This is a genomic window from Microbacterium sp. (genome assembly GCF_036823965.1).
GTDB lineage: Bacteria > Actinomycetota > Actinomycetes > Actinomycetales > Microbacteriaceae > Microbacterium.
In genome coordinates this window covers 89,057-112,477 of the sequence record NZ_DAITBE010000003.1, presented here as the reverse complement: position 1 = coordinate 112,477, position 23,421 = coordinate 89,057, and the positions used below count along the sequence as shown (strand labels likewise).

Genomic DNA, 23,421 nt, shown 5'->3' with positions numbered 1-23,421 from the left:
GCGTCAACTTCTACAGTCGAGATATCGACAACGGAACGGAGGATGCCGATGGAGCGGAAGGACTGGTCGATCCAGGAGATCGCGCGACTCGCTGGGACCACGAGCCGCACGCTGCGTCACTACGACGACATCGGGCTGCTGCCGCCGTCGCGCATCGCGTCGAACGGCTACCGGCACTACGACGCCTCGGCGCTCGTGCGCCTGCAGCGCATCCTGCTGCTGCGGGAGCTCGGCCTCGGACTGCCGCAGGTGGCGGAGGTGCTCGGCCCTTCGACAGGCTCAGGGACCAACGGTGCGGGCTCAGGGACCAACGGTGCGGGCTCAGGGACCCACGGCGCGGATGAGGCATCCGCGCTCGAGACGCACCTCGCGCTGCTGCGCGAGGAGCAGGCCCGGCTGGCGCGGCAGATCGCGGCGGTCGAATCCACCATCCATGCAATGAGAGGAGGTGAAGAACTCATGGCAGAGCACATGTTCGACGGCTTCGACCACACCCGGTACAAGGAGGAGGTCGAGGATCGTTGGGGCAGGAAGGCGTACGCCGACAGTGACCGCTGGTGGCGGGGGATGACGGACGCCGAGCGCGCCGAGTGGCAGCAGCACGTGTCCGATCTCGCACGCGACTGGATCGCTGCGGCGGAGCGGGGCATCGATCCGGCGTCCGACGATGCGCAGGACCTCGCTCGACGCCACGTCGAGTGGCTGGCCGGTGTGCCGGGCACACCGGCCGCTGCCCCTGGCGGCGACGTCAAGGGGTACGTGACCGGACTCGGCGAGATGTACGTCGCGGATCCGCGCTTCGGCGCGAACTATGCGACGTCCGACGGCGGAACCCGTGGCGCGGAGTTCGTCCGCGACGCGCTCCGCATCTATGCGGAAGCCACCCTGTAGCGTCCCGCCCCATCCGCCGAGCGGCCCCCTTGCGTGCGAGCCACCCCCTTGTGGCCGTACCCAACGGGGCCGCTCGCACGCAAGGGGGTCGCTCGGCATCCGGAGGTCGGGCGTAGGGTCAGGGCATGAGGCAGCGACCACGGCGGACGAACGCAGCGCCGCTGTTCGCCGCCGCAGCCATCGCGTACGGTGCGAACGCAGCGCTCGGCACCGCAGTGGCGACGAAGACGATCGACACGCGGAACTTCCGCTGGGTGCACCACGCCCTCTACATCGCGACCTGCGTCACGACCGCCGCGGCGATCAGCGCCGCGGTCTGGGCTCGCCCCCGATCCGCGAGCCGACGCGCTGCGCTCGCGCTGCTGCCGGCCACCGCCCCGCTCGCGGCCATCCCCTACCTCGGCAGTCATACCGCGCGGCATCCGCTGGTCGCGCTCGCCGCAGCCCCGTTCATCGTCGCCGGCCTCGCCTGCTCGCGGCGTCCCTCCGACCGGAAGTGATCACATGAAACTGCTCGACGCCATCCGCCGCCGTAAGACCACGAACGGCCCGTTCCTGCCCGATCCCGTCTCGGAGGAGCATCAGCGGGTGCTGCTCGAGGCAGCCGGGCGGGCACCCTCGCAGTTGAACAGCCAGCCGTGGCGCTTCGTCGTGATCGAGAGCCGCGAGACGATCGACCGGATCGCGAGCATCTCGGGCGAGAGCATGACCGAGGCGATGTCGAACGGCACGTTCTTCGAGCGGTACAAGCCGTACTTCCGGTTCAGCCAGGCCGAGATGGACGAGAAGCGGAACGGGATGCTGTTCGACAAGCTCCCCGCGGCACTTCGCCCGTTCACGAGCCAGGTGTTCACGAAGCGAGGGCAGACGCTCATGAACACCTTCGGCGTGCCCAAGACACTCGGCGCCGAGAACCGCAAGCTCGTCGCCGGCTCGCCGCTGCTGCTCGGCGTGATGCTCGACCGCAGCGAGTACCGTCCTGGACAGCTGTCGTCGTTCTACTCTGTGTTCAGCATGGGCGCCGCGATGGAGAACATCTGGCTCACCACCGTCGAGCTCGGCATGGGCATCCAGTTCATCTCCTTCCCGATGGAGGTGCCCGGTCGCTGGGACGAGATCGTCCGCCTCCTGCACGTGCCGGACGACCTCGAGCTGATGGCCGTCTACCGGCTGGGCTACCTGCCGCCGGAGCAGCGCCGACCGGCGATCGACTGGTCGAGCAGCCAGCGTCGGCTGGCCTCGCAGTACGTCTTCCGCGAGAGCTGCGAGACACCGCAGCAGGGGTGGGACGCTCCGCCGGCAGGCGTCTGACCTCAGCGCCGACCGGTGCGCGGCAGCTGCGGCAGGTCTTTGAGCGCCGGGCCCTCGATCCTGGTGCCGTCGGGTTCGAAGCGCGAGGCGTGCAGCGGGCAGTCCCAGGTGCAGTCCGCATCGTTCCAGGCCAGCACGCCGCCGAGATGGGGACACACGGCGCTCACCGCGCGCGTGACGCCGTCGACCGTGGAGACGCCGACCGGCAGACCGGCGCGATTCGCGACCACGCCCTCGCCCTCGGCCGGCTGAGCGATCGGCACGGTGCGCGACTCGGCATCCGCCCATCCTTCGACAGCCGCCTTGCCGACCTTCGCGCCCTCCGTCGCGCCGCGTCCGAGGTCGGCCGCGACGGTGAGGCGCGTCGAGATCTTCATCATCCATCTGGGCCGGTCGCGGTAGCTCGTCCCGAGGATCTCGTCGGTCAGTCGTCGGGCAGCGGCCGGCGCGTTCGACAGCCCCCACTTCGCGTAGCCGGTGGCGAATCGGATCCGGCCGAGACCGCGGGGCAGGGCGCCAACGAACGGGATGAGGTTGTGCGACTCGTAGTCCTGCGCGGACCAGCGGTGCGTCTCCTCGGCATCCGGGAAGTGCCGGCGAGTCCAGGTGACGAGGTCCTCGATCGCGGCGGCCTCGGAGTCGGAGCGGCCGACCGGATGCCCGTTGCCGCCGACGACGAGCTGCGCCGTGCCGACGGGGCCGTCAGCGGCCGACACCGGACGGATCGATCTGGTCGGGTCATCGACCGAGAGGAAGGTCGTGTCGAGCACCTCGCCGGGCACGCGGAACGAGACGCAGTACGACCGCAGACCTCGGGTCTTCGCGAAGTACAGGCCCCGATCGAGGATCGGGGCACCGGTCGCCAGCACGATGTGGTCGGCTGACATGGGGCCGGCGTCCGTGTCGACGTGGGCAGAGGGCAGTGCATGGGCGCCGGTGACGCGGATGCCGGTGTGCAGCGTCCCGCCCGAGGCGAGCAGATCCGCTGCCAGCGCCCGCGCGACGAGCGCCGGATCGATCATGACCTGGTCGTCGAGCGCGACGGCACCTGCCACCGGGAACGGCAGGGTCGACAGCTCGCTGGTGGCCAGGATCCGTGTCGGCAGCCCGGCTTCGCGCGCCGCCGCGTGCTGTGCGCGCACGGTGTCGACGCCGCTGCGCCCCTGCGCGTAGGAGTGATCCGTGCGGCGGGTGTACGAGACGCCAGCGGCGTCGGCGAAGGCGAGCAGCCAGTCCATGCCGTCACGGTTCGCGTCGACGTAGGCGCGCACGAGCTCGGCCGGGTGGTGCCGACGGATCTCGGCGAGGCGCTTGCCCTGCAGGAGTGAGAGCTTGCCCGTGTTCCCGCCGGTCGCGAGCTCCGCGACGGCACCGGACTCGATCACCGCGACGTCGAGACCGGCGCGGGAGAGCATGACCGCGGTGGTCAGTCCCGTGATGCCGGCTCCGACGATGACGACGTCGTGGTGCGCATCCGCCTCGAAGGGCGAGCCGGCGGGCATGGTCGTGTCGGTCTTCCAGAGGGGCAGCATGTGGTCAGTGAACGCCCGCGAGCGTCAGGCACCCAGCGCCTTGACATTCGGGGGTCGGGCTGTCATCGGCGACTACAGTGGCGATCGTGAACCTCCGCCGCATCCTGCTCGTCGCGCTCGGCGGCACGGTCGGCACCGCCGCCAGGCTCGCGCTCGGGCTCCTGCTGCCGGAGCAGGGCGGGTTCCCGACGGCGGTGCTGCTCGCGAACGTCGTCGGGGCGTTCCTGATCGGCGTCCTGGCGGCACGACCCTTCGGCAGGCTCAGGGACTCAGCGGCGGCCGAGGTGCGACTCCTGATCGGCACCGGCATGCTGGGCGGCTTCACCACCTACAGCTCCTTCATGACGGGAACGCTCGCGCTGTGGGCGGATGCTCCGATCGTGGCCGTCGCTTACGGCCTCGGCTCGCTCGTGCTCGGCCTCGGCGCCGCCGCGCTCGGTCTCCGGCTCGGTCGACCGCACAGTGCGGGGGATGCCGCATGAGCCCGCTGCTGTTCCTCGCCGCCGCGCTCGCCGGGGGTGCGGGCGCCGTGCTCAGGTATCTCGCCGATCTCGGGGTCGCCCGGCTCGCAGGACGCCGCTTCCCCTGGGGTGTCTTCCTCGTGAACCTCACCGGTTCCTTCGCCCTCGGACTCGTGACGGCTGCCCTCCCCGATCAGGCGTTCGTGCTCGGCGCCGGGCTCCTCGGCGGCTACACGACCTTCAGCACGGCGATGCTCGACACGGTCGCGCTCTGGCGCGACGGCGAGGGCAGATCGGCGGCGTTCAACGCGATCGGGATGCTGGCGTCGGGACTCGCCGCGGCAGGACTCGGTCTCGCGCTGGGCACCGCGCTCGTCTGACCGGGAAGCGCGACCTCTCCTGCTCCCAGCATCCTCCCACCGAGGAAATGTACAAATGTACATGTACAGATGTCCTGGGGGTGAGCATGGCGGAAGCAACGCGTCGCCGACGTGACCCCGAGGCACGTCGGCGAGAGATCGCCGCCGCCGCAGCCGAGCTGATCGTCGAGGTCGGCGCCGACGCGATCACGCACCGCCTCGTCGCCGCCCGTGCCGGCGTGCCGCTCGGCTCGACCACGCGGTACTACGACACGCTCGACGACCTGCGCACCGCAGCATTCGGGGTGCTCGCCGACGAGGTCGACGCGCGCCTCGAGGGCATCCGCCGCATCGTCGAGGAGCGCGGCGCCAGCCCTGCCGTGCTCGCGGGCCTCATCGCCGACAGCCTCGACGATGCCAGGACCGTGCAGGCCGACCGCGCCGTCGTGACTGCCGCAGTGCACGATCCGCGCCTCCGAGAGCTCGCCCGCCACCTCTCCGAACAGCTCGTCGCGATGCTGGAGCCGAGCTACGGCGCCGACCGCGCGACCGCTGCCATGATCTTCATCGACGGTGTGATGTGGAACGCGCAGATCCGCGACGCGACGCTCGATCGCCCCTTCATCGAAACCGTGCTCACCAGAATCCTCGGCATGCCCGAGACTGATACCAACCCCGGTCGCATCGTCGCGTCCTCCGCACCCTGAACCGAGGAATCCGCTGTGTCGAATCTCGCAGTCCTGAGCCTGAAGAACCGGGCGCTCATCGCCCTCATCACCATCGTCGCCGCGGTGTTCGGCGGCCTGGCGCTGACCAACCTCAAGCAGGAGCTCATCCCCTCGCTCGAGCTCCCCAACCTCATGGTGATGACCACGTACCCCGGCGCATCGCCCGAGGTCGTGGAGAACGACGTGTCGACGCCGGTCGAGTCGGCGATCCAGGGCGTGCCCGGGCTCGAGGGCACGACAGCCACCAGCACGACGAACGCCTCGATCGTGCAGGCGACCTTCGCCTACGGGACGAACCTCGCAACGGCTGAGCAGAAGATCCAGCAGGCGCTCAACCGCATCTCGAGTCAGCTGCCCGAGGATGTCAGCCCGCAGGTGCTCGCGGTCTCGATCGACGACTTCCCGGTGATCCAGGTCGCCGTCACCGGATTCGAGGACGCAGACAACGCGCAGGCGGAGCTGCAGAGCGTCGCGATCCCCGACCTCGAGGATGTCGACGGCGTCAACGCCGCGCAGATCATCGGTGGCGTGGGACAGCGCATCAGCATCACGCCCGACGTCGCGAAGCTCGCGGCCGAGGGTGCCAGCACGCAGGAGATCAGCTCGGCGCTGCAGCAGAACGGCACGCTCTTCCCCGGCGGCGACATCACCGCCGACGGCCAGACCCTCACCGTGCAGACCGGCGCGAAGCTCGCATCCGTCGAGGAGATCGCTGCGCTCCCGCTCGTCGGCACCGCGGTGACCATCGGCGATGTGGCGACCGTCGTCCAGGAGTCCGACCCGATCAGCTCGATCTCGCGCGTCGACGGCAAGGACGCGCTCTCCATCTCGATCACGAAGCTCCCGGCCGCGAACACCGTCGAGGTGTCGCAGGGCGTGATCGCCGCACTCGACGAGATCGGCAAGGCGTTCCCGGACGCCGAGTTCACGATCATCTTCGATCAGGCGCCATTCATCCAGCAGTCGATCGAGAGCCTCGCGACCGAGGGACTGCTGGGCCTCGCGTTCGCGGTGATCGTGATCCTCGTCTTCCTGCTCTCGATCCGCTCCACCCTGGTGACGGCGATCTCGATCCCGACCTCGGTGCTCATCACCTTCATCGGGCTGCAGGCCTTCGGCTACTCGCTGAACATCCTGACGCTCGGTGCGCTCACGATCGCGATCGGACGAGTGGTGGACGACTCCATCGTCGTGATCGAGAACATCAAACGGCACTACGTCGGCGATGCCGACAAGGGCGATGCGATCAGGCTCGCCGTGCGCGAGGTCGCGATGGCCGTCACGGCATCCACGATCACGACCGTCGCGGTGTTCCTCCCGATCGTGTTCGTCGGCGACATGGTCGGCGAGCTGTTCCGGCCGTTCGCCGTGACCGTCGCGATCGCGATGGTCGCCTCGCTGCTCGTCTCGCTCACGATCGTGCCGGTGCTCGCGTACTGGTTCCTGCGCCCCGGCAAGCCGCTGCTCGACGAGCAGGGCGTCGCGATCGACCCGGAGCACCAGGACGCTCCGCCGACCAAGCTCCAGCGCGCGTACCGGCCGATCCTCGGCTGGACGCTCAAGCACTCCGGCATCACCGTGATCATCGCGATCGTGGTGCTGGGCGGCACGCTCGCGGCGGCGCCGCTGATGAAGGTCAACTTCCTCGGAGACTCCGGCCAGAACACGATGACGGTCACGCAGGACCTCGGCCCGACCGCGAGCCTGCAGGCCAAGTCGGATGCCGCGGTCAGCGTCGAGGACGCCCTGCTCGACATCGACGGCATCGAGCACGTGCAGGCCTCGATCGGGTCGAGCGGCTCCGCCCTGCGCGACGCGTTCTCGGGCGGCGCCGGCATCACCTACTCGGTGCTGACCGACGGCGACGCCGATCAGGAGAAGCTGCGCGCAGACGTGCAGAAGGCCATCGACGGACTCGGCGACGAGGTGGGCGACGTCTCCGTCGCCGCATCCGCCAGCTTCGGGTCGAGCGACATCGAGATCTCGGTCTCGGCTCCGAACGCAGACGACCTGCAGACCGCGACGACCGCCGTCGTCGACGAGCTCGACGGCCGCGACGGCGTCGGTCAGGTGACCGACAACCTGGCCGCATCGCTGCCGTACATCGCCGTCGTGGTCGACCGCGAGGCAGCCGCCCAGCGCGGACTCTCCGAGGTCGCGGTCGGGTCGATCGTCTCGAACACGATGCGTCCGCAGCAGCTCGGCTCCGTCGAGATCGACGACACCGCGCTGACCGTGTACCTCGTCGCACCCGAGCCGCCGACCACGGTCGACGCGCTCAAGCAGCTCACGATCCCGACGCCGCTCGGCGTCGTGCAGCTGCAGGACATCGCGACGGTCGAGCAGCGCAACGGCCCCACCTCGATCACCACCGAGCAGGGACGCCGCACGTCGACGATCACGGTGCCCCCGGCATCCGACAACCTGGCCACCGCGACGGCATCGGTCAACACCGCGCTCGAGGCGGTCGACCTGCCGGACGGTGCGTCGGCCGAGGTCGGCGGTGTCGCGTCGCAGCAGGCCGACTCGTTCTCGCAGCTCGGTCTCGCGATGCTCGCCGCGATCCTGATCGTGTACGTCGTGATGGTCGCGACCTTCAAGTCGCTGCGTCAGCCGCTGCTGCTGCTCATCTCGGTGCCGTTCGCGGCGACGGGCGCGATCCTGCTGCAGGTCGTCACCGGTGTGCCGCTCGGCGTGGCCTCGCTGATCGGTGTGCTGATGCTCATCGGCATCGTGGTCACGAACGCGATCGTGCTGATCGACCTCGTCAACCAGTATCGGGAGAAGGGGCTGTCGACCGCCGATGCGGTGCGGGCCGGTGGTGAGAAGCGACTGCGTCCGATCCTGATGACCGCCCTCGCGACGATCTTCGCGCTCACCCCGATGGCGCTCGGCATCACCGGGCACGGAGGCTTCATCTCGCAGCCGCTCGCGATCGTCGTGATCGGCGGACTGATCTCCTCGACCGTGCTGACGCTGATCGTGCTGCCGACCCTCTACAACCTGGTCGAGGGCGCGAAGGAACGCCGCCGGGCGCGCAAGGGTCTGGATGCCGATGGTCGGACGCCGGTGCTCGTCGGGGCGGATGCCGCGGCGTCCGTCGACTCGAGTGCCGCTGACTCGAGTGCCTCAGACGCCCACGCGCTCACGCGTCGGGAGCTGCGCGAGCGCGGCGAGTAGTCGCCGACCGCCGCTTCATCGACGAGACCCCGCCCTGCAGTCAGCAGGGCGGGGTCTCTCGGTGCAGGGGCGCGCATCGCTCAGGCGAAGGTGATGCCCCACTGCAGGGTCCAGGTCTCGTCGGATGCGAGGCGGCGGATGCCGAGCCCGCTGTTCAGCGCGTCGGCCGGCGCCGTCATCGGCTCGATCGCGACCGCGAGCGACTGACCCGGGTACTTCGGCGTGGTGTACACCTGCACGAAGTCGAAGCCCTCGCCCTGCCACAGCGTCAGGCGGCGTCCGTCCGGTGCGGTCAGCGTGTGTCGCACGAGCCCGTCGGCATCGCGAGCGAGGCCGGTGAACCCGGTGTCGAGCTCGACGTCGCCGAGGCGCACGCCCTCACGGAGCGCGGCATCCGCCGGACGGGTGCCGGTCGGCAGCATCCGCTCGTCCGTCTCGAAGGCGGTCTCGGCCGGCACCTGCAGCACCAGCTCGTGCGGATCGACATCGCCGATCGTGACGAAGGGGTGCGTGCCGAGGGCGACGGGCGCCGGCTCGGCAGAGCGGTTGGTCAGCGAGTGCGTGACCTGCACGCCGTCGGCGGTCAGCGTGTAGGTGACGGAGGTCTCGACCAGGTACGGGTAGCCGGTCTGCGGCACGATCGTCGCGCGGAGCACTGCGGCCGTCTCGGTCTGGGCGACCTCGTAGGCGGTGAAGCGAAGCAGTCCGTGGCTGGCGTTGTGGAACTTCGGCTCCGTGACCGCGAGCCGGCGGGTGGTGCCTGCATCGTCCCACTCGCCGTCGCGCACCCGGTTCGGCCATGGCGTGAGCACGACGCCGGAGCACGAGGGGGTCGGTGCGTCCTCGGGATACGGCGGGACGAGGTCGACACCGCCGATGCGCAGGGAGCGGAGCGAAGCGCCGACCTGCGCGATCTGCGCGGTGACGTCGCCGAGCTGCAGGACGATCTGGGTGCCGGTGGGGGAGACGGAAATCACTCCATCAGCGTAGGGGTCTGGGTGCTCTCTCAGGCGCGTCGGCTACACTTGTGTGGTCGGCTTCGGACACCCGCGCAAGGCGCGGACGTTTTATGTGTGTGAAGTGTGAGTCCAGGGGCCGATGGTGAGCGTCCATCGACGCACATGAACCATCACATGAATGGCCCCCGGCTCCTCCCAACCGGCCCCCTGAGCGTTGCTCATGGTGCGCGCGCGTGCGCGCAGTGCTGTTCTCGTGCGAGAAACGAAAGCAGATACTTCCATGCCGAAGAGCAAGAAGCCCCAGGGCGGCCGCCCCGCCCGCAATTTCGAGCCGCGATACGGCGCGAACAAGACCTCCTTCCACGATCGTCACCACGGCGCTCCGTCTCGCGACGGCGCCCGCGACGAGCGCGGCGGACGCGCGGATGCCGGTGACCGCCGCTCCGCTCCCGCGGCCGGCGGTTACGACCGTCGTCCCGGCAGCCGCAGCGCGAGCCACCGCGGCTACCGCCCGGCCGAAGCCGAGTCCGGTGCACCCAAGCAGCGCTGGAGCGCGCAGGAGCGCGCGGGCCGCGACGAGGCTCGTGGCATCCGCAACCGCGCGGAGTCCGGACGCCGCGAGGCTCCGCACCACCGCGGCGACGAGCGCACCGAGCGCCCCCGCTTCAACGACCGCCCGGCCCGTTCCTTCGACCGTGGCGCAGAGCGCCCTCGTTTCGACCGTGATGACCGCCCGCGTCGTGACGAGCGTGGCGGCCAGCGGCCCACCGGTCCCGGCACCTACCGCGACGCTCGTCCCGGCCAGCGCGACGAGCGTCCGCGCCGCGACGACCGCGGTGCGAGCACCCAGCGCCAGGGCTTCCGCGACAACGACCACCGTGACGGCGGGCGTCCGGGTCGCGACGACCGTCGTGGCCAGCGTCCGACCGGTCAGGGCGGTTACCGCGACGACCGCGGTGGCCAGCGCTTCGACCGCGACGAGCGTCCGCGCCGCGACGCAGGCGCGCCGAGCCGTGGTGGCGAGCGCTCCTACGACGCCGACCGCGCACGTCGCGCATTCGACCGCGATCGCACGCAGCGCTCCTTCGAGGGCGGCCGCGATGAGCGTCGCCCATCGACCGGTGGCGCCTACCGCACCGAGCGCCCGCGCCCGCTGACCTCGGACACCCGTGGGCGTCCGTCGCACAACGAGCGTCCGAGCCGCAACGACTGGAATGCTTCGACGGGCTCAGCAGCCCAGGGTCGCTCCGGCGCGAAGTTCGCACCGGGTGAGGACGTCGTGCATGAGCGCCTCGAAGCCAAGGCCGTGGCCGCTGTCGAGGTCGACGGCGTGACGTTCGGCGATCTCGGCCTCGGCTCGAACATCGTCGAGACGCTGGCCGGACTCGGCGCGGCATCGCCGTTCGCCATCCAGGCCGCCAGCATTCCCGCAGTGCTCGAGGGCCGCGACGTCCTCGCGCGTGGCCGCACCGGCTCCGGCAAGACGATCGCCTTCGGCGCACCGCTCGTCGAGCGCGTGCTGCAGTCGCAGGCGGGCAAGCGCCGCGAGTTCGGCCGTTCGCCGCGTGCGATCATCCTCGCGCCGACGCGTGAGCTCGCACTCCAGATCGACCGCACGATCCAGCCGATCGCCCGCAGCGTCGGTCTGTTCACCACGCAGATCTACGGTGGTGTGCCGCAGGGCCGTCAGGTCGGCGCGCTCAAGAAGGGCGTCGACATCGTGATCGGCACCCCCGGTCGTGTCGAGGACCTGATCAACCAGGGCAAGCTCGACCTGTCGGACTGCCGGATCGCCGTGCTCGACGAGGCCGACCACATGTGCGAGCTCGGATTCGTCGAGCCGGTGCAGCGCATCCTGCGTCACACCGCAGACGGCAGCCAGAAGCTGCTGTTCTCGGCGACGCTCGACCGCGAGGTCGCAGCCCTCGTCGACGAGTTCCTGATCGATCCTGCCGTCTTCGAGGTCGCCGGTGAGGACCAGGGTTCCAGCACGATCGAGCACCGCGTGCTCGTGATCGAGCACCGCGACAAGGCCGACATCCTCACGTCGCTGGTCGACCGTGCGGGCAAGACGCTCGTGTTCGCCCGCACTCGCGCCTACGCCGACATGCTCGCCGAGCAGTTCGACGACGCCGGCATCCCCGCGGTCTCGCTCCACGGTGACCTGAACCAGGCGAAGCGCACGCGCAACCTGGAGCGTCTCACCTCCGGCCGCGTGAACGTGCTCGTCGCGACGGACGTCGCCGCCCGCGGCATCCACGTCGATGACATCGACCTGGTCGTGCAGGCCGACGCACCCGACGAGTACAAGACGTACCTGCACCGCTCGGGTCGCACCGGTCGCGCGGGCCGCTCTGGCCGGGTCGTCACCCTGATCACGCGTCAGCGCCAGCGTCGTATGACCGAGATGCTCGAGCGCGCCGAGATCGACGCGCCGTTCGAGAACGCTCGTCTCGATGACGACATCATCGAGGAGATCGCCGGTCGCGTGCCGACCGCGGCCGACCTCACGAGCTGACCGCCGTCCGAGTCACCGGCCCCGTCTCCGCTTCTGCGGGGCGGGGCCGTGCTCGTCTCCGAGCGGTGTGGCCACGGCGTCGGGCTGAGTACGCGGCGTCGGGCTGAGATCTCCGCGTGGGGCTGACGTGCAGCCCCGAGGGCTCCGCCCATGGGGGAGAACTCCTCCCTGTCGCGTGGCGGTCAGGCGATCTCGTGCTCGTGGATCGTCGTCGTCAGCGAGGTGCCGTTCAGGTCGAGGTAGACGACCTGTTCGGTCACGGTGAGCGTCATGGTGTTGCGGCGCTCCAGATGCGGGACCGCCGAGTCGATGAAGCCGGGGTCGAAGCTGTAGACGCGGATCGCCTCGGACTTGTGGATCTTCTTCCCGGCCCACGGTGCCATGACCTTCGCGGGGTCGCGGTGCGTGTAGACGACCGTGCGCTCGGCGAGGCGGCTGCCGTAGTGCAGGCGTTCGGCGTCGGGGGCTCCGATCTCGACCCAGGCCATGATCGCGCCGGTCATATCGCGCACGATCACCGCGGGCTCCTCGGTCGAGGAGATGCCCTCGCCGAACGCGATGCCCTCGGCGTACTCCAGCCCGTAGGCGAGCATCCGGGTGAGCATGTACGCGTCCGTCTCGGACGGATGCCGCGCCACACGCAGCGAGAAGTCCTCGTAGACGCCCCTGTCCGTGTCGGCCAATTGGACGTCGAACGTGTGCATCGTGGAGCCGGTAGCCATAACTGTCGAGCCTACGCGGCCGCGGCGCTCCGCCGGTTCAGAAGAGCATCGGCTGCGCCGCCGCATCGGATGCCGCGGTCGGCGGGGTGGCCTTCTGCACGCCTCCCTGGCGCCAGATCGAATCGACGTGCCCTTGGCCCGGACGCACTCCGCGCTGCGGGTAGTCGTCTTCGTGGCGGGCGTCGAGGCCGTGCGAGCGGATCAGCGGGCGTGCGCGCTTCGCGAGCCACTGTCGATACCCCTTGGGCGCCTCGGCGGAGACGCCGGGGTAGAGGCCGCGATACGACGACACCAGGTCAGGACGCGCCTCGCCGAGCCATTGGAAGAACCACGGCTTCACGCCGGCCCGCAGGTGCAGTGCCCCGTAGATCACGGTGCGCGCACCTGCTGCCTTGATGCGGGCGAGTGCCTCGTCGATCGCCGCGACCGAGTCGGTCATGTGCGGCATGATCGGCATCAGGAAGACGGTCACCCGGAATCCGGCATCCGCCAGTGCCCGCACGGTGTCGAGTCTCGCCTGCGTGGTCGGAGCACCCGGCTCGATGGCCTTCTGCAGCTCGTCGTCGTACATCGCGATCGACATCTGCACGTCGACCGGCACGCGCTCAGCCGCCTTCACGAGCAGCGGGATGTCGCGGCGGATCAGCGTGCCCTTGGTGAGGATCGACATCGGGGTGCCCGATGCCGCAAGCGTCTCGATGATGCCGGGCATGAGCCTGTAGCGCCCCTCCGCCCGCTGGTACGGATCGGTGTTCGTGCCGAGCGCGACGGTCTCGTGCTGCCAGCTGCCCTTGCGCAGCTCCCGCGCGAGCACCTCGACGACGTTGACCTTCACGACGATCTGCGAGTCGAAGTCGGAGCCTCCGTCGAGGTCGAGATACTCGTGCGTCCCACGGGCGAAGCAGTACACGCAGGCATGCGAGCAGCCGCGGTACGGATTGATCGTCCACGCGAACGGCATGCGCGAAGCGCCTGGCACGTGGTTCAGGGCGGACTTCGACAGCACCTCGTGGAACGTCATGCCAGCGAACTCGGGCGTGGTGACGGTGCGCAGCACGCCCCGGCGCTCCTCCAAGCCGGGGAGCGCAGCGGCATCCGTCTCTTCGAGCTTCTGTCCCTGCCAACGCATACTTCATTCGAACATGTGAACGAACTTCGCGCAAGTGAGATTCGAAGAAAAGGACGATTCGGTTATCCGGTCGGCTCCGTGGCGCGGATCAGCCCGCACTCGACGCACGACCACACGACGAGGAACCGCTCGTCGTCGAGGATCTCGAACGTCAGCGCGCCGCCGCAGGTCGGACAGACCCGGGGATCCAGCGCTCGTGCGTGCATCCCCCCAGCCTACGGACCGTGGAGCGACCCGCTACCCCTGCGTGGGCAGGAACGGATCCGCGCGAGTCGCAGCAGCCAGCGGATGCAGGCGCGCAGCGTCGGGCCGGGGCCCCGCACCGCGCACGTCTGGCACCCTGATGCCGAGTTCCTCCGCCGGGGACCCGGCGCGCACGCGCAGGTCGCGCGCGGCCAGGTCCTCGAACAGCGGGTCCGCCGCGAGCGAGTGCCGGTCATGCCCGAGCCGCGCCCACTCGTCGTCCAGGCGCTCGATGATCTCGAAACCCACGCGTCCGTCGGTCCCCGTCTCACGCGCCGCGTTCGCCGCCCTGGACGCGCCTTCCAACGGCGCGAGGTCCCAGAACAGGTTCAGGTCGCTGTCGATGCCGAAGTTTCGGATGTCGCGGTGGTCCGGATACCCGACGAACGCCGGCATCCCCTCGCCCACCACGATGTTGCGGTGGAACGTGAACGACACGTGGTCCTCCGGGCGGGTGATCGACACCTGCCCGTTGCGCCCGAACGCCCACACGTTGTCGCGGATGATCACCTCGCGGCCGTAGTGCTGGTGGTACGCCTGGCTCGAGACGTCGTGCACGACGTTCTGCTCGATCACGACGTGCGACGACCCCTCGTCGAGGTAGATGCCCCAGCCGCCGTAGTTCGCGCACTCGACGTCGTGGATGTGGTTGCCGCGCACCACGGTCCCCGGCGCGATCCCCAGCAGGTACACGCCGCCCATGTCGTTGAGCAGGCCCTGCCCGAGGTGGTGGATGTGGTTGCTCTCGATGCGGTTGCCCTCGGACGGGCTGTGCAGGTAGTCCCACATCCAGCCGACCGAGATGCCCGAATAGAGGAAGTCGCTGATCTCGTTGTGCGCGATCACGTTGTGCGAGCCGTGCTGGAACAGCACCGCGACCGCGTTCGGGTAGACCTGGCCGCCGCGCTCGATCACGCAGTCCGACACCTCGTTCGCCCGGTTGTAGTCCGCCGCCGAGGCATCGATCCCGCCGCCGGAGCGCACGGCTCCGGCGCCGAGGTCGCGGAACGCCACGCCGCTGAGCAGTGCGCCGCGCGTGCCGGGCCCGAGGCTCACGCCGTAGCCGCCGACGCGCTCGACACCCCCGCCGATCACCGCGCACGACCGCGCGAACTCGAACCGCAGAGCGGCGGGTACCGTGCTCGCCGCCTGCACATCGGCCGCGTAGCGCTCGCTCGGCGGCAGCTGCGGATCCTCGCGCACCCCGAACGGCGGCACGGCAGGCGGCACGGCGTCGAAGTCGGCATCCTCGAAGCGGATGCCCTCGAACCGCACCTCGCGCACGGGCGCCGCGGCAGTGCCGTCGAGCGTCACGAAGGCGTCGACCACCGGCATCCGCACGTCGAGGTCGGCGATGTCGACGCCGGACTCCGGCAGGTACAGCACATGCGGGCCGGATGCTCCGATCAGCTCGCCGGTCGCGTCGAGGTACCACTCGCCGGCGACCTCGCCGAAGCTCTCGGCGACGTTGTCGAGCGAGTAGCGGGCGAAGAGCTTGGCGGCGTCGTCGCGCAGCGCGAAGATGCTGCGGAGCGAGCTCGTGATGGTGCGAGCCGCACGGTCGATCGATTCGATCGGCATCCGCTCCTGCACCCAGTAGTGCGGGACGACGATCTCGACCGAGCGCTCCTGGGCCAGCTCGGGGATGTCGCCCTCGGCGAAGCGGAACGTGGCGGCGCCGTCGAACAGGGTGCCCACGAAGCTGCCTGCGGGGTCGAGGCCCTCCTGCTCCTCGACGCGCAGGAACCCCTCGCGCGGGTAGCGGGGCCGATCCGCGGCGACGCCGTCGACGTACAGCCGTCGTGCGGCCGTGCGAGGGGAGGGCGCTGCGAAGGCGCTCACTCCGTTGATCGAGACCGGCCGCCATCCGGTGATGCGCTCGGATCCGCGGAGCACCGGCGGGTTCGCGGCATCCGCCGCCACCACCGAGGTGAATGAATCGGCGGCGGTGAACGAGACCGGCGCGAGGTGCCGGTACTCGCCGCCCGCCATCCAGATCACGGCCCGCTGCCCTGGCTCGCGCCGCCGACGCACGAGCGCGAGCGCATGCTCGAGATCGTTCGCGGGGTACCCGTGCGAGCCGTCGGCGAACGGCGACCCGTCGGGCGCGACGTAGACCTCGATCCGATCGGTGCTCACGGGTCAGCCCTTCGTGGCGCCGGCGGTGACACCCGCCGAGATCTGCCGCTGGAAGATCAGGTAGACCACGATGATCGGCAGCACCGCGAGCAGCACGCCGGCGATGTACGTCGGTACGTTGTCGGGGTACTGGCCGCGCAGCGCGCTGACGCCGACCATGACGGTGCGGTTCTGCGGTGACTGCATGATGAGCAGCGCGATCAGGATGTCGTTCCAGACGAACAGGGCGTTCAAGATGCCCATCGAGATCAGTGCGGGCTTGCCGACCGGGATCATGATGCGCGCCCAGACGCCGAAGAGTCCGTTGCCGTCGACGCGAGCTGCCTCGGTGAGCTCCTTCGGGATGCCCGAGTAGTACGAGGTCATGAAGAACACGGTGAACGGCAGGAACTGCGCCACGTACGCGACGATCAGCCCTGGGAACGAGTTGATCAGGCCCATGTCGCTGAGCACCTTGATCGTCGGGACCATGATCACCTGGAACGGGATCATCATCATCGCCAGGATGATCAGGAACGCGATTTTGCTGCCGCGGAACGTGAGGTGGCTGAGCGCATAGCCGCACATCGAGGCGAGGACGAGCAGGATCGCGACCGAGAACACCGTCACGATGATCGTGTTCATGAAGTAGCGGCCCATGTCGGCGTTCGTCCACGCGTCGATGAAGTTCTGCACGTTGAACGTCTGGGTGACCCCGAGACGGTCGAGCACGTAGTCCTTGCGCGTCTTCAGCGAGATGTTCAGCCCGTAGAGCATCGGCGCGATGGTGGCGATGGCCAGCAGCATCATCGGGATGGCGATGAGCCACTTGCCCAGGCGTTCCCTGCGCATCAGGACTCCTTCGTGGCGCGGCGGAGCACGCGGATCTGGATCAGCCCGATCACGAGCACGATCAGCAGCAGGAAGACGGATGCCGCGGAGGCGAGCGCAGGTCGCGCCTCGCCGTTGAGCTTCCAGATGAGGAACTCTGGCAGGTAGCTGGCTGCACCGGGGCCGCCGGCGGTCATCGTGTACAGGAGGCCGAAGAGGCCGGTCAGCATGCCGATCGTGGTCGTGACGAACACGAACTGGATGGTCTGGCTGAGGCTCGGGATGATGACATGCACGATCTGCTGCCAGAGGTTGGCGCCGTCGATTTTCGCCGCGTCGAGCAGCTCTGCATCGAGGGTGGCGAACCCGGCCAGGAAGATCGTGAAGGCCATGCCGAAGGTCGCCCAGATGTGCACGACGAGCACGGACGGGAGCGCGGTGTTCGGCAGACCGAGCCAGTCGACCCCGGGGAGGTTGATCGCGCCGAGCGCGTTGTTGATCGGGCCGTTGGCCGCCAGCAGGATGTTGAAGATCGCACCGATGATGATCGGCGACAGCACCACCGGCAGGAAGTACACGCTGCGGTAGAAGCGGTGCCCGGGGATCTTCAGGAACACGAAGGTCGCGAGGATGCCGGCGACGAAGACCTGGATCGGCACGAACAGCAGCACGACGAGGACGTTGCGGGCGGATGCCTGGAACCGCGCGTCGCCGAGCAGGGTGAGGTAGTTGTCGAGGCCGACGAACTGCCCGTTGAGCTCCTTGTCACCGGTGAACGAGTAGTTCACGCCGAGCAGGAGCGGGTAGAGCCGGAAGACGGCGAGGATCAGGATGACCGGCAGCACCATGAGGTAGGGCGCGAGCCGTTCGGACGTCCACGGCTTCTTGCGCAGCGGCACGCCCAGATCGCGACGGCTGCCGCGCTTGGGGCGGCCGCGGCCCGGAGCCCTGTTCGCGAGAACAAGGCTCCGGGTCGAGGTGGTGTCGATCGACACGGGATCAGCCCTCCGACGCTGCCAGCTGGGCGGCGGCATCCTGCACGGTGACCTCGCCGCCGAGCAGCTGCTGCCCGAGGCGGTGGAGCAGGTCGAGCGTCTCGGCTTCGAGCGCCGTGTGCAGCAGCGGCTTGCTGCCGGGGAGCTCTGCGACGATGTCGTTCGCCGAGGCGATGTCGGTGTCGAGCTCGATCGTGGTGTCAGAGGTGATCTGACCGCCGGCGAGCGAGTACGCGGCCAGGGCGTCGTGGTCGACCGTCGCCTTGATCCAGTCGACGCCGAGGTCCTTCTTGTCCTCGTTCAGCACGGCGTAGCCGATGCCGCCCTCGGCGGGGAGCGCCAGCGTCGTGCCCTCGTTCGTGCCGACCGGCATCATGAACCCCAGGTCCTCGCCCAGGAACTCGTCGAACTGCTTCCAGTGCGCCGTACCGCTCATGAGCCCGACGACCATGGCCGACTTGCCGCCGGAGAAGAGGTCGAAGGAGTCGTTGAACATCGCTGTGGAGTTCGCGCCGTCGTTGTACCAGCCGTCCGCCGCGGAGTCCGCCCACATCTGCAGCACCTGCGTTGCGTGCTCGCTGGTCCAGTCGCGGTCGCCGTCGATCCAGGCGTCGTACTCCTCCGGCGTGAAGATGCCGGAGGCGAAGCCCGAGAGGAAGAACTCGATGCCGAGACCCTCCTTGTTGCCGAGCGCGAAGCACGAGGCATCCGTCTTCTCGGTGATCGCGGTGCACGCGGTGGCGAGTTCGTCCCAGGTCGTCGGCGGGGTGTCGGCGTCGAGGCCGGCAGCCGTGAAGAGTGCCTTGTTGTAGTAGATCGGGAAGCCCTGGAGGAACATCGGGGCGGAGTAGGTCTCACCGTCGGCCTGGAACGCGGGCCAGCCGGCCAGCGTGTCCTCGAGGTCGGCGAGCTCATCGGTCACGGGCACCAGCGTCGACGCGCGGCTCTTGAGCTGCGTGCCGCCGTTGAAGAGTGCGACGTCGGGGCCGGTGCCGGCTTCGACCGCGCTGCCGAGCAGCGTGTAGTACTGGTCGAACGGCTGATTCACGATCTCGACCTCGACGTCGGGGTGCGCCTCGGCGAATGCCGCCTTGACGTCCTCGGTGTACGCGGCCGCTGCCTCGTCGGCGTCGCCCCAGTTCCAGACGACGAGCTTGTCGCTCGACCCGGAGTCTCCGGTGGTGCCGGTGGGCGACGCTCCGCCGCAACCGGTGAGTGCAAGTGCCGCCACGCCGATGACGGCGGGGATGGCGATCCTTCGCTTCATTGCGATCCTCTCAACGCTGATAGGTAAGTGTGCTGCAGGGGCCCGTGGGTGCAAGCCCTGCGAGGAAACATACTACGTCTTACGAAAACGATCAAGCAAACATCACATGACCGATGTTCGATCCGGTCGCGCGGCTGCGGTCAGGAGCGCTTCTTGGACGGCAGGCGGCGGCGCGACCAGGAACCCAGGATGTGCTCACTCATCGCGATGCGTGCCGCTTCGGCGTCGCCGGCGGAGATCGCCTCGAGGATCTTCTCGTGCTCGGCCAGGGTGAGTTCGAAGGCATGCTCCGGGTCGACGCCCGTGAAGCGGTCACTGCCGACGGCGTGCGCGATGAGGACGCGGGCGATGTTCTCGGCGAGCGCGTTGTCGGCGAGCTCCATCACGGCGACGTGGAAGCGCACGTCCGCCTCGCGGAACGCCGCCGAGTCGTCGACGTGCTCCGCCATCGCGGTGAGGCTCTCGCGCAGTCGGGCGCGGGCGTCGTCGTCGACCGTGTTCGCGGCGGCGGCCGCCATCGAGGCCTCGAGCGCGCCGCGCACGACGCTCAAGTCGTCGAGCACGCCGAGCGTGGAGTCGTTCTCGATCATGGCCGACAGCACCGAGGGATCGAGCACGTTCCAGCTCGTGGACGGGTTCACGTGCGTGCCGCGCCCCTGGGCGACCGTCACCATGCCCTTCTCCTGGAGACGCTTCATGGTCTCGCGGATGACGGTGCGGCTCACGCCGAACTGCACGCTGATGACGCTCTCGGGTGGAAGGAGGTCGCCGGGGCCGAACTCCCCGGTGACGATCGACTGGACGAGTTCATTCAGAACGGTCGCGCCGATGCGATCGATCGGAGCGCGTGCACGCCCGGTGGCGTGATCTGCGGGCAGGGTCATGCCTGACACTCTATTGACGTCCTCGTCGGTGCGGCAGTGGACACTCGCGAAACGCCAGACATATGATGTATGGTGTTTCCACATTCGATCTCTCACACTCAAGGGCGACATGAAGATCACCGGCTACCGCACGTTGCGCACCGTCCACGACTGGGGACGGCCCGTCGGCGACGTCAACGGATTCATCGCATCCGGCGTCACCGACGTCCCGTTGGTGATCCTCGAGACCGATGAGGGCGTCGAGGGCGTCGGCATGGGATCGCACGCCGACCTCGAGCGGCTCTTCCCGGCCCTCGAGGGGCAGGACCCTCGTGCGGTCACCACCCTCTACGACGCGATGCTCGCCCGGGTGTTCAAGTCGTCGCACGGCGGGGCGACCTTCGGCGGCATCGGCGCATTCGACACCGCGCTCTGGGACATCAAGGCCAAGCTCGCCGGCGAGCCCCTCTGGCGTCTCCTCGGCGCCGGCGACCGCTTCGTCCCTGGATACGCCTCCGGCCTCGACGCCGCGCTCGACGACGAGCAGCTCGCCACGCTCTACCGACGCTTCGCCGATCGCGGGTACACGGCGGCGAAGCTCAAAGGCGGCCGCAACGTGGAAGCCGACCTGCGTCGCTTCGGCATCCTCACCGACATCCTCTCCGCCAACGGCGCGGCACCCGCCCTCATGCTCGACGCGAACGAGTCGTGGAACCTCAAGCAGGCCGTCCGCCACGTCAGCGCACTCGAGGAGCATCTCGACCTCACCTGGGTCGAGGAACCGCTGCGCCGGTGGGATGCTGCAGGGCACGCCCGCCTGAGCGCGGCCATCAAGGCATCCGTCGCGACCGGTGAGAATCTCACCGGACTCGAGCAGTACCGCCCGCTGCTCGACGCGGGCGGCGCTGACATCGTGCAGGCCGGCGCCGTCTGGGGCATCACGCACTTCCTCCGCGTCGCGATCGCCGCGCACAGTCGCGACCTCCCGGTGAGCCCGGTCGGCCTGACCGCCAACCACACCGTCACGGCTGCGGCCGCGGCGGTGCCGAACCACCTGTCCGCCGAGGTGCAGGATCTCGGATCGCCCTTCGGCCTCACGCTCGACCAGGAGTTCCAGGACGGCGGCATCGTGCTCGGGGACCGGCCGGGCGTCGGCATCCAGATCGACGAAGCCATCATCACGAAGGCCCGTAGCGAGGCGGACTGGCAGGAGCCGGCGGGTCCGCACGTGCGCTCGCCGCGTGCCGGCCTGCGGCTGGTCGATCTCGGCACGTGGGGCGAATGATGCAGCTTCGTCACGGCATCCACCGCATCCAGGCTCCGCTCGGGGAGCGCTTCATCGCGATGTACCTGCTCACCGGTCCGACCGGCGCGTTGTTGTTCGATACCGGGGTCGCCGACTCGGTGCCGGAGACCCTGCTGCCGACGCTCGACGAGATCGGATTCGACCTCACCGATCTCCGCTGGGTGATCAGCTCGCACTGCGACTTCGACCACACCGGCGGCAACGCCGCACTCGCGGACGTCGCCCCGAACGCCGAGTTCCTCGCCGGCCGCGCCGACGTGCCGATGACCGAAGACGTCGAGCTGCTCATCTCGGGCCGCTACGGCGAGTTCGCGGCACGTGACCGCTTCGACGATCCGCCGGAGACCACCGCCGAGGTGCGACGCTCCACCCGACTCGTGACGGTCGACCGGGCGCTCGACGGCGGCGAGGTCTTCGACCTCGGCGACCGCACGATCGAGGTGCTCTCGGTTCCGGGGCACTCGCCCGGCCATCTCGCCCTGTGGGATGCCGCGAACCGCGCACTCCTCATCTCCGACGCCGTGCTCGGGGAGACCGTGCCGACCGCCGACGGCCGCGCCGCGTTCCCGCCCACCTATCGCGACACGGTCGCGTACGTCGACAGCATCCGTCGTCTGCAGGCGCTCGACGCCGAACTGCTGCTCACCGCCCACTACCCGGTGTACGAGGGGGCGGGTGTCGACGAGTTCCTCGACAGCTCGCTTGCCTACACCGAACGCGTCGATCGAGTGATCGCGGAGGTGCTGGCCTCGGGGGAGGCCCTCACGTCCCTCGAGCTCATCCGGCGCGCGGCCGCCGACCTCGGGCCCTGGCCTGCGGCGGCGGCCGAGTACCTCATCTTCCCGCTGACCGGCAACCTCGAGCGGCTCGTGCAGCAGGGCGCCGTCGTCGAGGGCGACCGCGACGGCATCCGCACCTGGCGGTGGGTCGCGTGACCGGCGTGAAGGTTCGGCTCGGCGCGATCGGCGCCGGCTGGTGGGCCACCAGCAACCACTTCCCGCTGTTCGCCGAGCGCGACGACGTCGAACTCGTAGGCGTCTGCGGCAAGGGCGAAGGGCTCGAGGCGGTGCGCGAGAAGTTCGGCTTCGGCTTCGCCACCGAAGATGCGACGGAGCTGCTGGATGCCGACATCGACGCGGTCGTGATCTCGACCCCGCACGACCTGCACCATCCGCTCGCCGCCCAGGCGCTCGACCGTGGACTGCACGTGCTGTGCGAGAAGCCGATGACGCTGCACGCCGCAGAGGCATGGGACCTGGCAGCCCGCGCCGAGCGCGCAGGCACCGTCTTCCTCGTGCCCTATGGCTGGAACTACAAGCCGTTCACGGTCGCCGCCAAGCGGATGCTGGAGTCCGGCGCGATCGGCGAGATCCAGTACGCGCTGTGCCACATGGCATCGCCGACGCGCGGGCTGTTCGGCACAGACCCGACGCACATGCTCGAGCGCTGGAACTCCGACACCGCGCCCGACCCGACCACCTGGTCGAGCCCGGAGCACGGCGGCGGCTACGCACACGGCCAGATCACCCACTCCTCGGCGCTGCTGTTCTGGCTCACCGGGCTGCGTGCGGCATCCGTCGCCGGTCGTGTGATCACCGCCGGCGCGCCCGTCGACCTGTTCGACGCCGGGGTCATCCGCTTCGACAACGGCGCACTCGGCTCGCTGTCCGGCGCCGCGACCCTCGCCGACGGCGACAGGTACCAGGTCGACATCCGGCTGTTCGGCTCGGACGGTGTGCTGATGATCGACGTCGAGCGCGAGCGCGTCACGCTCAACCGCTACGACGGTCGACGCGAGGAGCTCGCGATCGCGGAGGGCGAGGGCGACTACGAATGCCTCGTGCCGCCGGCACGCTTCATCGAGCTGATCACCGGTGCGAGCCGCGAGAACAACTCCGACGTGACGGTCGCCGCACGCTCGGTCGAACTCATCGATGCGCTCCTGCGGTCATCCGCTGCCGGCGGCGTCGACACCCCCGTCTGAACTCGCCTTCGAACACCCACGCAC

At 69.3% G+C, this 23,421-nt stretch carries 21 protein-coding genes; 11 read left to right on the top strand and 10 right to left on the bottom strand.

Annotated elements, in window-relative coordinates; translation table 11 throughout:
• Positions 1-48: 48 nt before the first annotated feature.
• The 3 genes from V7Z82_RS06770 (at position 49) to V7Z82_RS06760 (ending at position 2,202) form a co-directional block, all read left to right on the top strand.
• Entirely contained in the window at positions 49-891 is an 843-nt protein-coding gene (locus tag V7Z82_RS06770; protein ID WP_334149362.1) for a MerR family transcriptional regulator, read from the top strand.
• Positions 892-1,016: 125 nt separating this feature from the next.
• Positions 1,017-1,391 carry a hypothetical protein gene (locus V7Z82_RS06765; protein WP_334149361.1) on the top strand — a complete coding sequence of 125 codons (375 nt, stop codon included), beginning with the start codon at positions 1,017-1,019 and terminating at the stop codon, positions 1,389-1,391.
• Positions 1,392-1,395: 4 nt separating this feature from the next.
• Positions 1,396-2,202, top strand: coding sequence for a nitroreductase family protein (locus V7Z82_RS06760; protein ID WP_334149359.1), 807 nt, complete (start codon positions 1,396-1,398; stop codon positions 2,200-2,202).
• A 2-nt stretch (positions 2,203-2,204) separates the two neighbouring features.
• Here the strand turns inward: V7Z82_RS06760 and V7Z82_RS06755 are convergent, their stop codons facing one another.
• The gene (locus V7Z82_RS06755; RefSeq protein ID WP_334149357.1) at positions 2,205-3,734 is read right to left on the bottom strand and encodes an FAD-dependent oxidoreductase; all 1,530 of its coding nucleotides are present in this window, start codon (positions 3,732-3,734) and stop codon (positions 2,205-2,207) included.
• A gap of 86 nt (positions 3,735-3,820) precedes the next feature.
• On the opposite strand from V7Z82_RS06755, the gene V7Z82_RS06750 reads away from it, so the two are divergent.
• From V7Z82_RS06750 to V7Z82_RS06735, 4 genes are all read left to right on the top strand, one after another.
• A complete protein-coding gene (locus V7Z82_RS06750; protein ID WP_334149355.1) occupies positions 3,821-4,216 on the top strand; it encodes a fluoride efflux transporter FluC in 396 nt (131 codons plus the stop codon).
• The gene (locus V7Z82_RS06745) at positions 4,213-4,575 is read left to right on the top strand and encodes a fluoride efflux transporter FluC (RefSeq protein ID WP_334149353.1); all 363 of its coding nucleotides are present in this window, start codon (positions 4,213-4,215) and stop codon (positions 4,573-4,575) included. Before V7Z82_RS06750 ends, V7Z82_RS06745 begins: the two co-directional genes overlap by 4 nt.
• Positions 4,576-4,661: 86 nt before the next feature.
• A complete protein-coding gene (locus V7Z82_RS06740) occupies positions 4,662-5,261 on the top strand; it encodes a TetR/AcrR family transcriptional regulator (protein ID WP_334149351.1) in 600 nt (199 codons plus the stop codon).
• A 15-nt stretch (positions 5,262-5,276) separates the two neighbouring features.
• Positions 5,277-8,462, top strand: coding sequence for an efflux RND transporter permease subunit (locus V7Z82_RS06735; RefSeq protein WP_334149349.1), 3,186 nt, complete (start codon positions 5,277-5,279; stop codon positions 8,460-8,462).
• A gap of 80 nt (positions 8,463-8,542) precedes the next feature.
• On the opposite strand, the gene V7Z82_RS06730 is transcribed toward V7Z82_RS06735, so the two are convergent.
• A complete protein-coding gene (locus V7Z82_RS06730; protein WP_334149347.1) occupies positions 8,543-9,439 on the bottom strand; it encodes an aldose 1-epimerase family protein in 897 nt (298 codons plus the stop codon).
• A gap of 262 nt (positions 9,440-9,701) precedes the next feature.
• On the opposite strand from V7Z82_RS06730, the gene V7Z82_RS06725 reads away from it, so the two are divergent.
• Positions 9,702-11,939 carry a DEAD/DEAH box helicase gene (locus V7Z82_RS06725; protein ID WP_334149345.1) on the top strand — a complete coding sequence of 746 codons (2,238 nt, stop codon included), beginning with the start codon at positions 9,702-9,704 and terminating at the stop codon, positions 11,937-11,939.
• 182 nt (positions 11,940-12,121) lie between these two features.
• On the opposite strand, the gene V7Z82_RS06720 is transcribed toward V7Z82_RS06725, so the two are convergent.
• The 8 genes from V7Z82_RS06720 to V7Z82_RS06685 form a co-directional block, all read right to left on the bottom strand.
• Positions 12,122-12,661: a YaeQ family protein gene (locus V7Z82_RS06720; RefSeq protein ID WP_334149343.1), complete on the bottom strand. Its 540-nt coding sequence runs from the start codon at positions 12,659-12,661 to the stop codon at positions 12,122-12,124.
• Between the two features lie 37 nt (positions 12,662-12,698).
• A complete protein-coding gene (locus V7Z82_RS06715) occupies positions 12,699-13,790 on the bottom strand; it encodes an Rv2578c family radical SAM protein (protein ID WP_334149341.1) in 1,092 nt (363 codons plus the stop codon).
• A 62-nt stretch (positions 13,791-13,852) separates the two neighbouring features.
• Positions 13,853-13,996 carry a hypothetical protein gene (locus tag V7Z82_RS06710; protein ID WP_334149339.1) on the bottom strand — a complete coding sequence of 48 codons (144 nt, stop codon included), beginning with the start codon at positions 13,994-13,996 and terminating at the stop codon, positions 13,853-13,855.
• A gap of 31 nt (positions 13,997-14,027) precedes the next feature.
• Entirely contained in the window at positions 14,028-16,172 is a 2,145-nt protein-coding gene (locus tag V7Z82_RS06705; protein ID WP_334149337.1) for a right-handed parallel beta-helix repeat-containing protein, read from the bottom strand.
• 3 nt (positions 16,173-16,175) lie between these two features.
• On the bottom strand, positions 16,176-17,003 hold the full coding sequence (locus V7Z82_RS06700; RefSeq protein WP_334149335.1) for a carbohydrate ABC transporter permease: 828 nt from the start codon (positions 17,001-17,003) through the stop codon (positions 16,176-16,178).
• Positions 17,003-17,977: a carbohydrate ABC transporter permease gene (locus V7Z82_RS06695; RefSeq protein WP_334149330.1), complete on the bottom strand. Its 975-nt coding sequence runs from the start codon at positions 17,975-17,977 to the stop codon at positions 17,003-17,005. The genes V7Z82_RS06700 and V7Z82_RS06695 overlap by 1 nt, the downstream gene beginning before the upstream one ends.
• A gap of 4 nt (positions 17,978-17,981) precedes the next feature.
• On the bottom strand, positions 17,982-19,244 hold the full coding sequence (locus tag V7Z82_RS06690) for an ABC transporter substrate-binding protein (protein ID WP_334149328.1): 1,263 nt from the start codon (positions 19,242-19,244) through the stop codon (positions 17,982-17,984).
• Positions 19,245-19,384: 140 nt separating this feature from the next.
• A complete protein-coding gene (locus tag V7Z82_RS06685; protein WP_334149326.1) occupies positions 19,385-20,128 on the bottom strand; it encodes a FadR/GntR family transcriptional regulator in 744 nt (247 codons plus the stop codon).
• A 109-nt stretch (positions 20,129-20,237) separates the two neighbouring features.
• On the opposite strand from V7Z82_RS06685, the gene V7Z82_RS06680 reads away from it, so the two are divergent.
• The 3 genes from V7Z82_RS06680 to V7Z82_RS06670 are packed head-to-tail and all read left to right on the top strand — an operon-like array spanning position 20,238 to position 23,397.
• Positions 20,238-21,392: a mandelate racemase/muconate lactonizing enzyme family protein gene (locus V7Z82_RS06680; protein ID WP_334149324.1), complete on the top strand. Its 1,155-nt coding sequence runs from the start codon at positions 20,238-20,240 to the stop codon at positions 21,390-21,392.
• On the top strand, positions 21,392-22,348 hold the full coding sequence (locus V7Z82_RS06675; protein WP_334149322.1) for an MBL fold metallo-hydrolase: 957 nt from the start codon (positions 21,392-21,394) through the stop codon (positions 22,346-22,348). The genes V7Z82_RS06680 and V7Z82_RS06675 overlap by 1 nt, the downstream gene beginning before the upstream one ends.
• Positions 22,345-23,397, top strand: a complete 1,053-nt coding sequence (locus tag V7Z82_RS06670) for a Gfo/Idh/MocA family protein (protein ID WP_334149320.1) — start codon at positions 22,345-22,347, stop codon at positions 23,395-23,397. The genes V7Z82_RS06675 and V7Z82_RS06670 overlap by 4 nt, the downstream gene beginning before the upstream one ends.
• Positions 23,398-23,421: the final 24 nt, after the last annotated feature.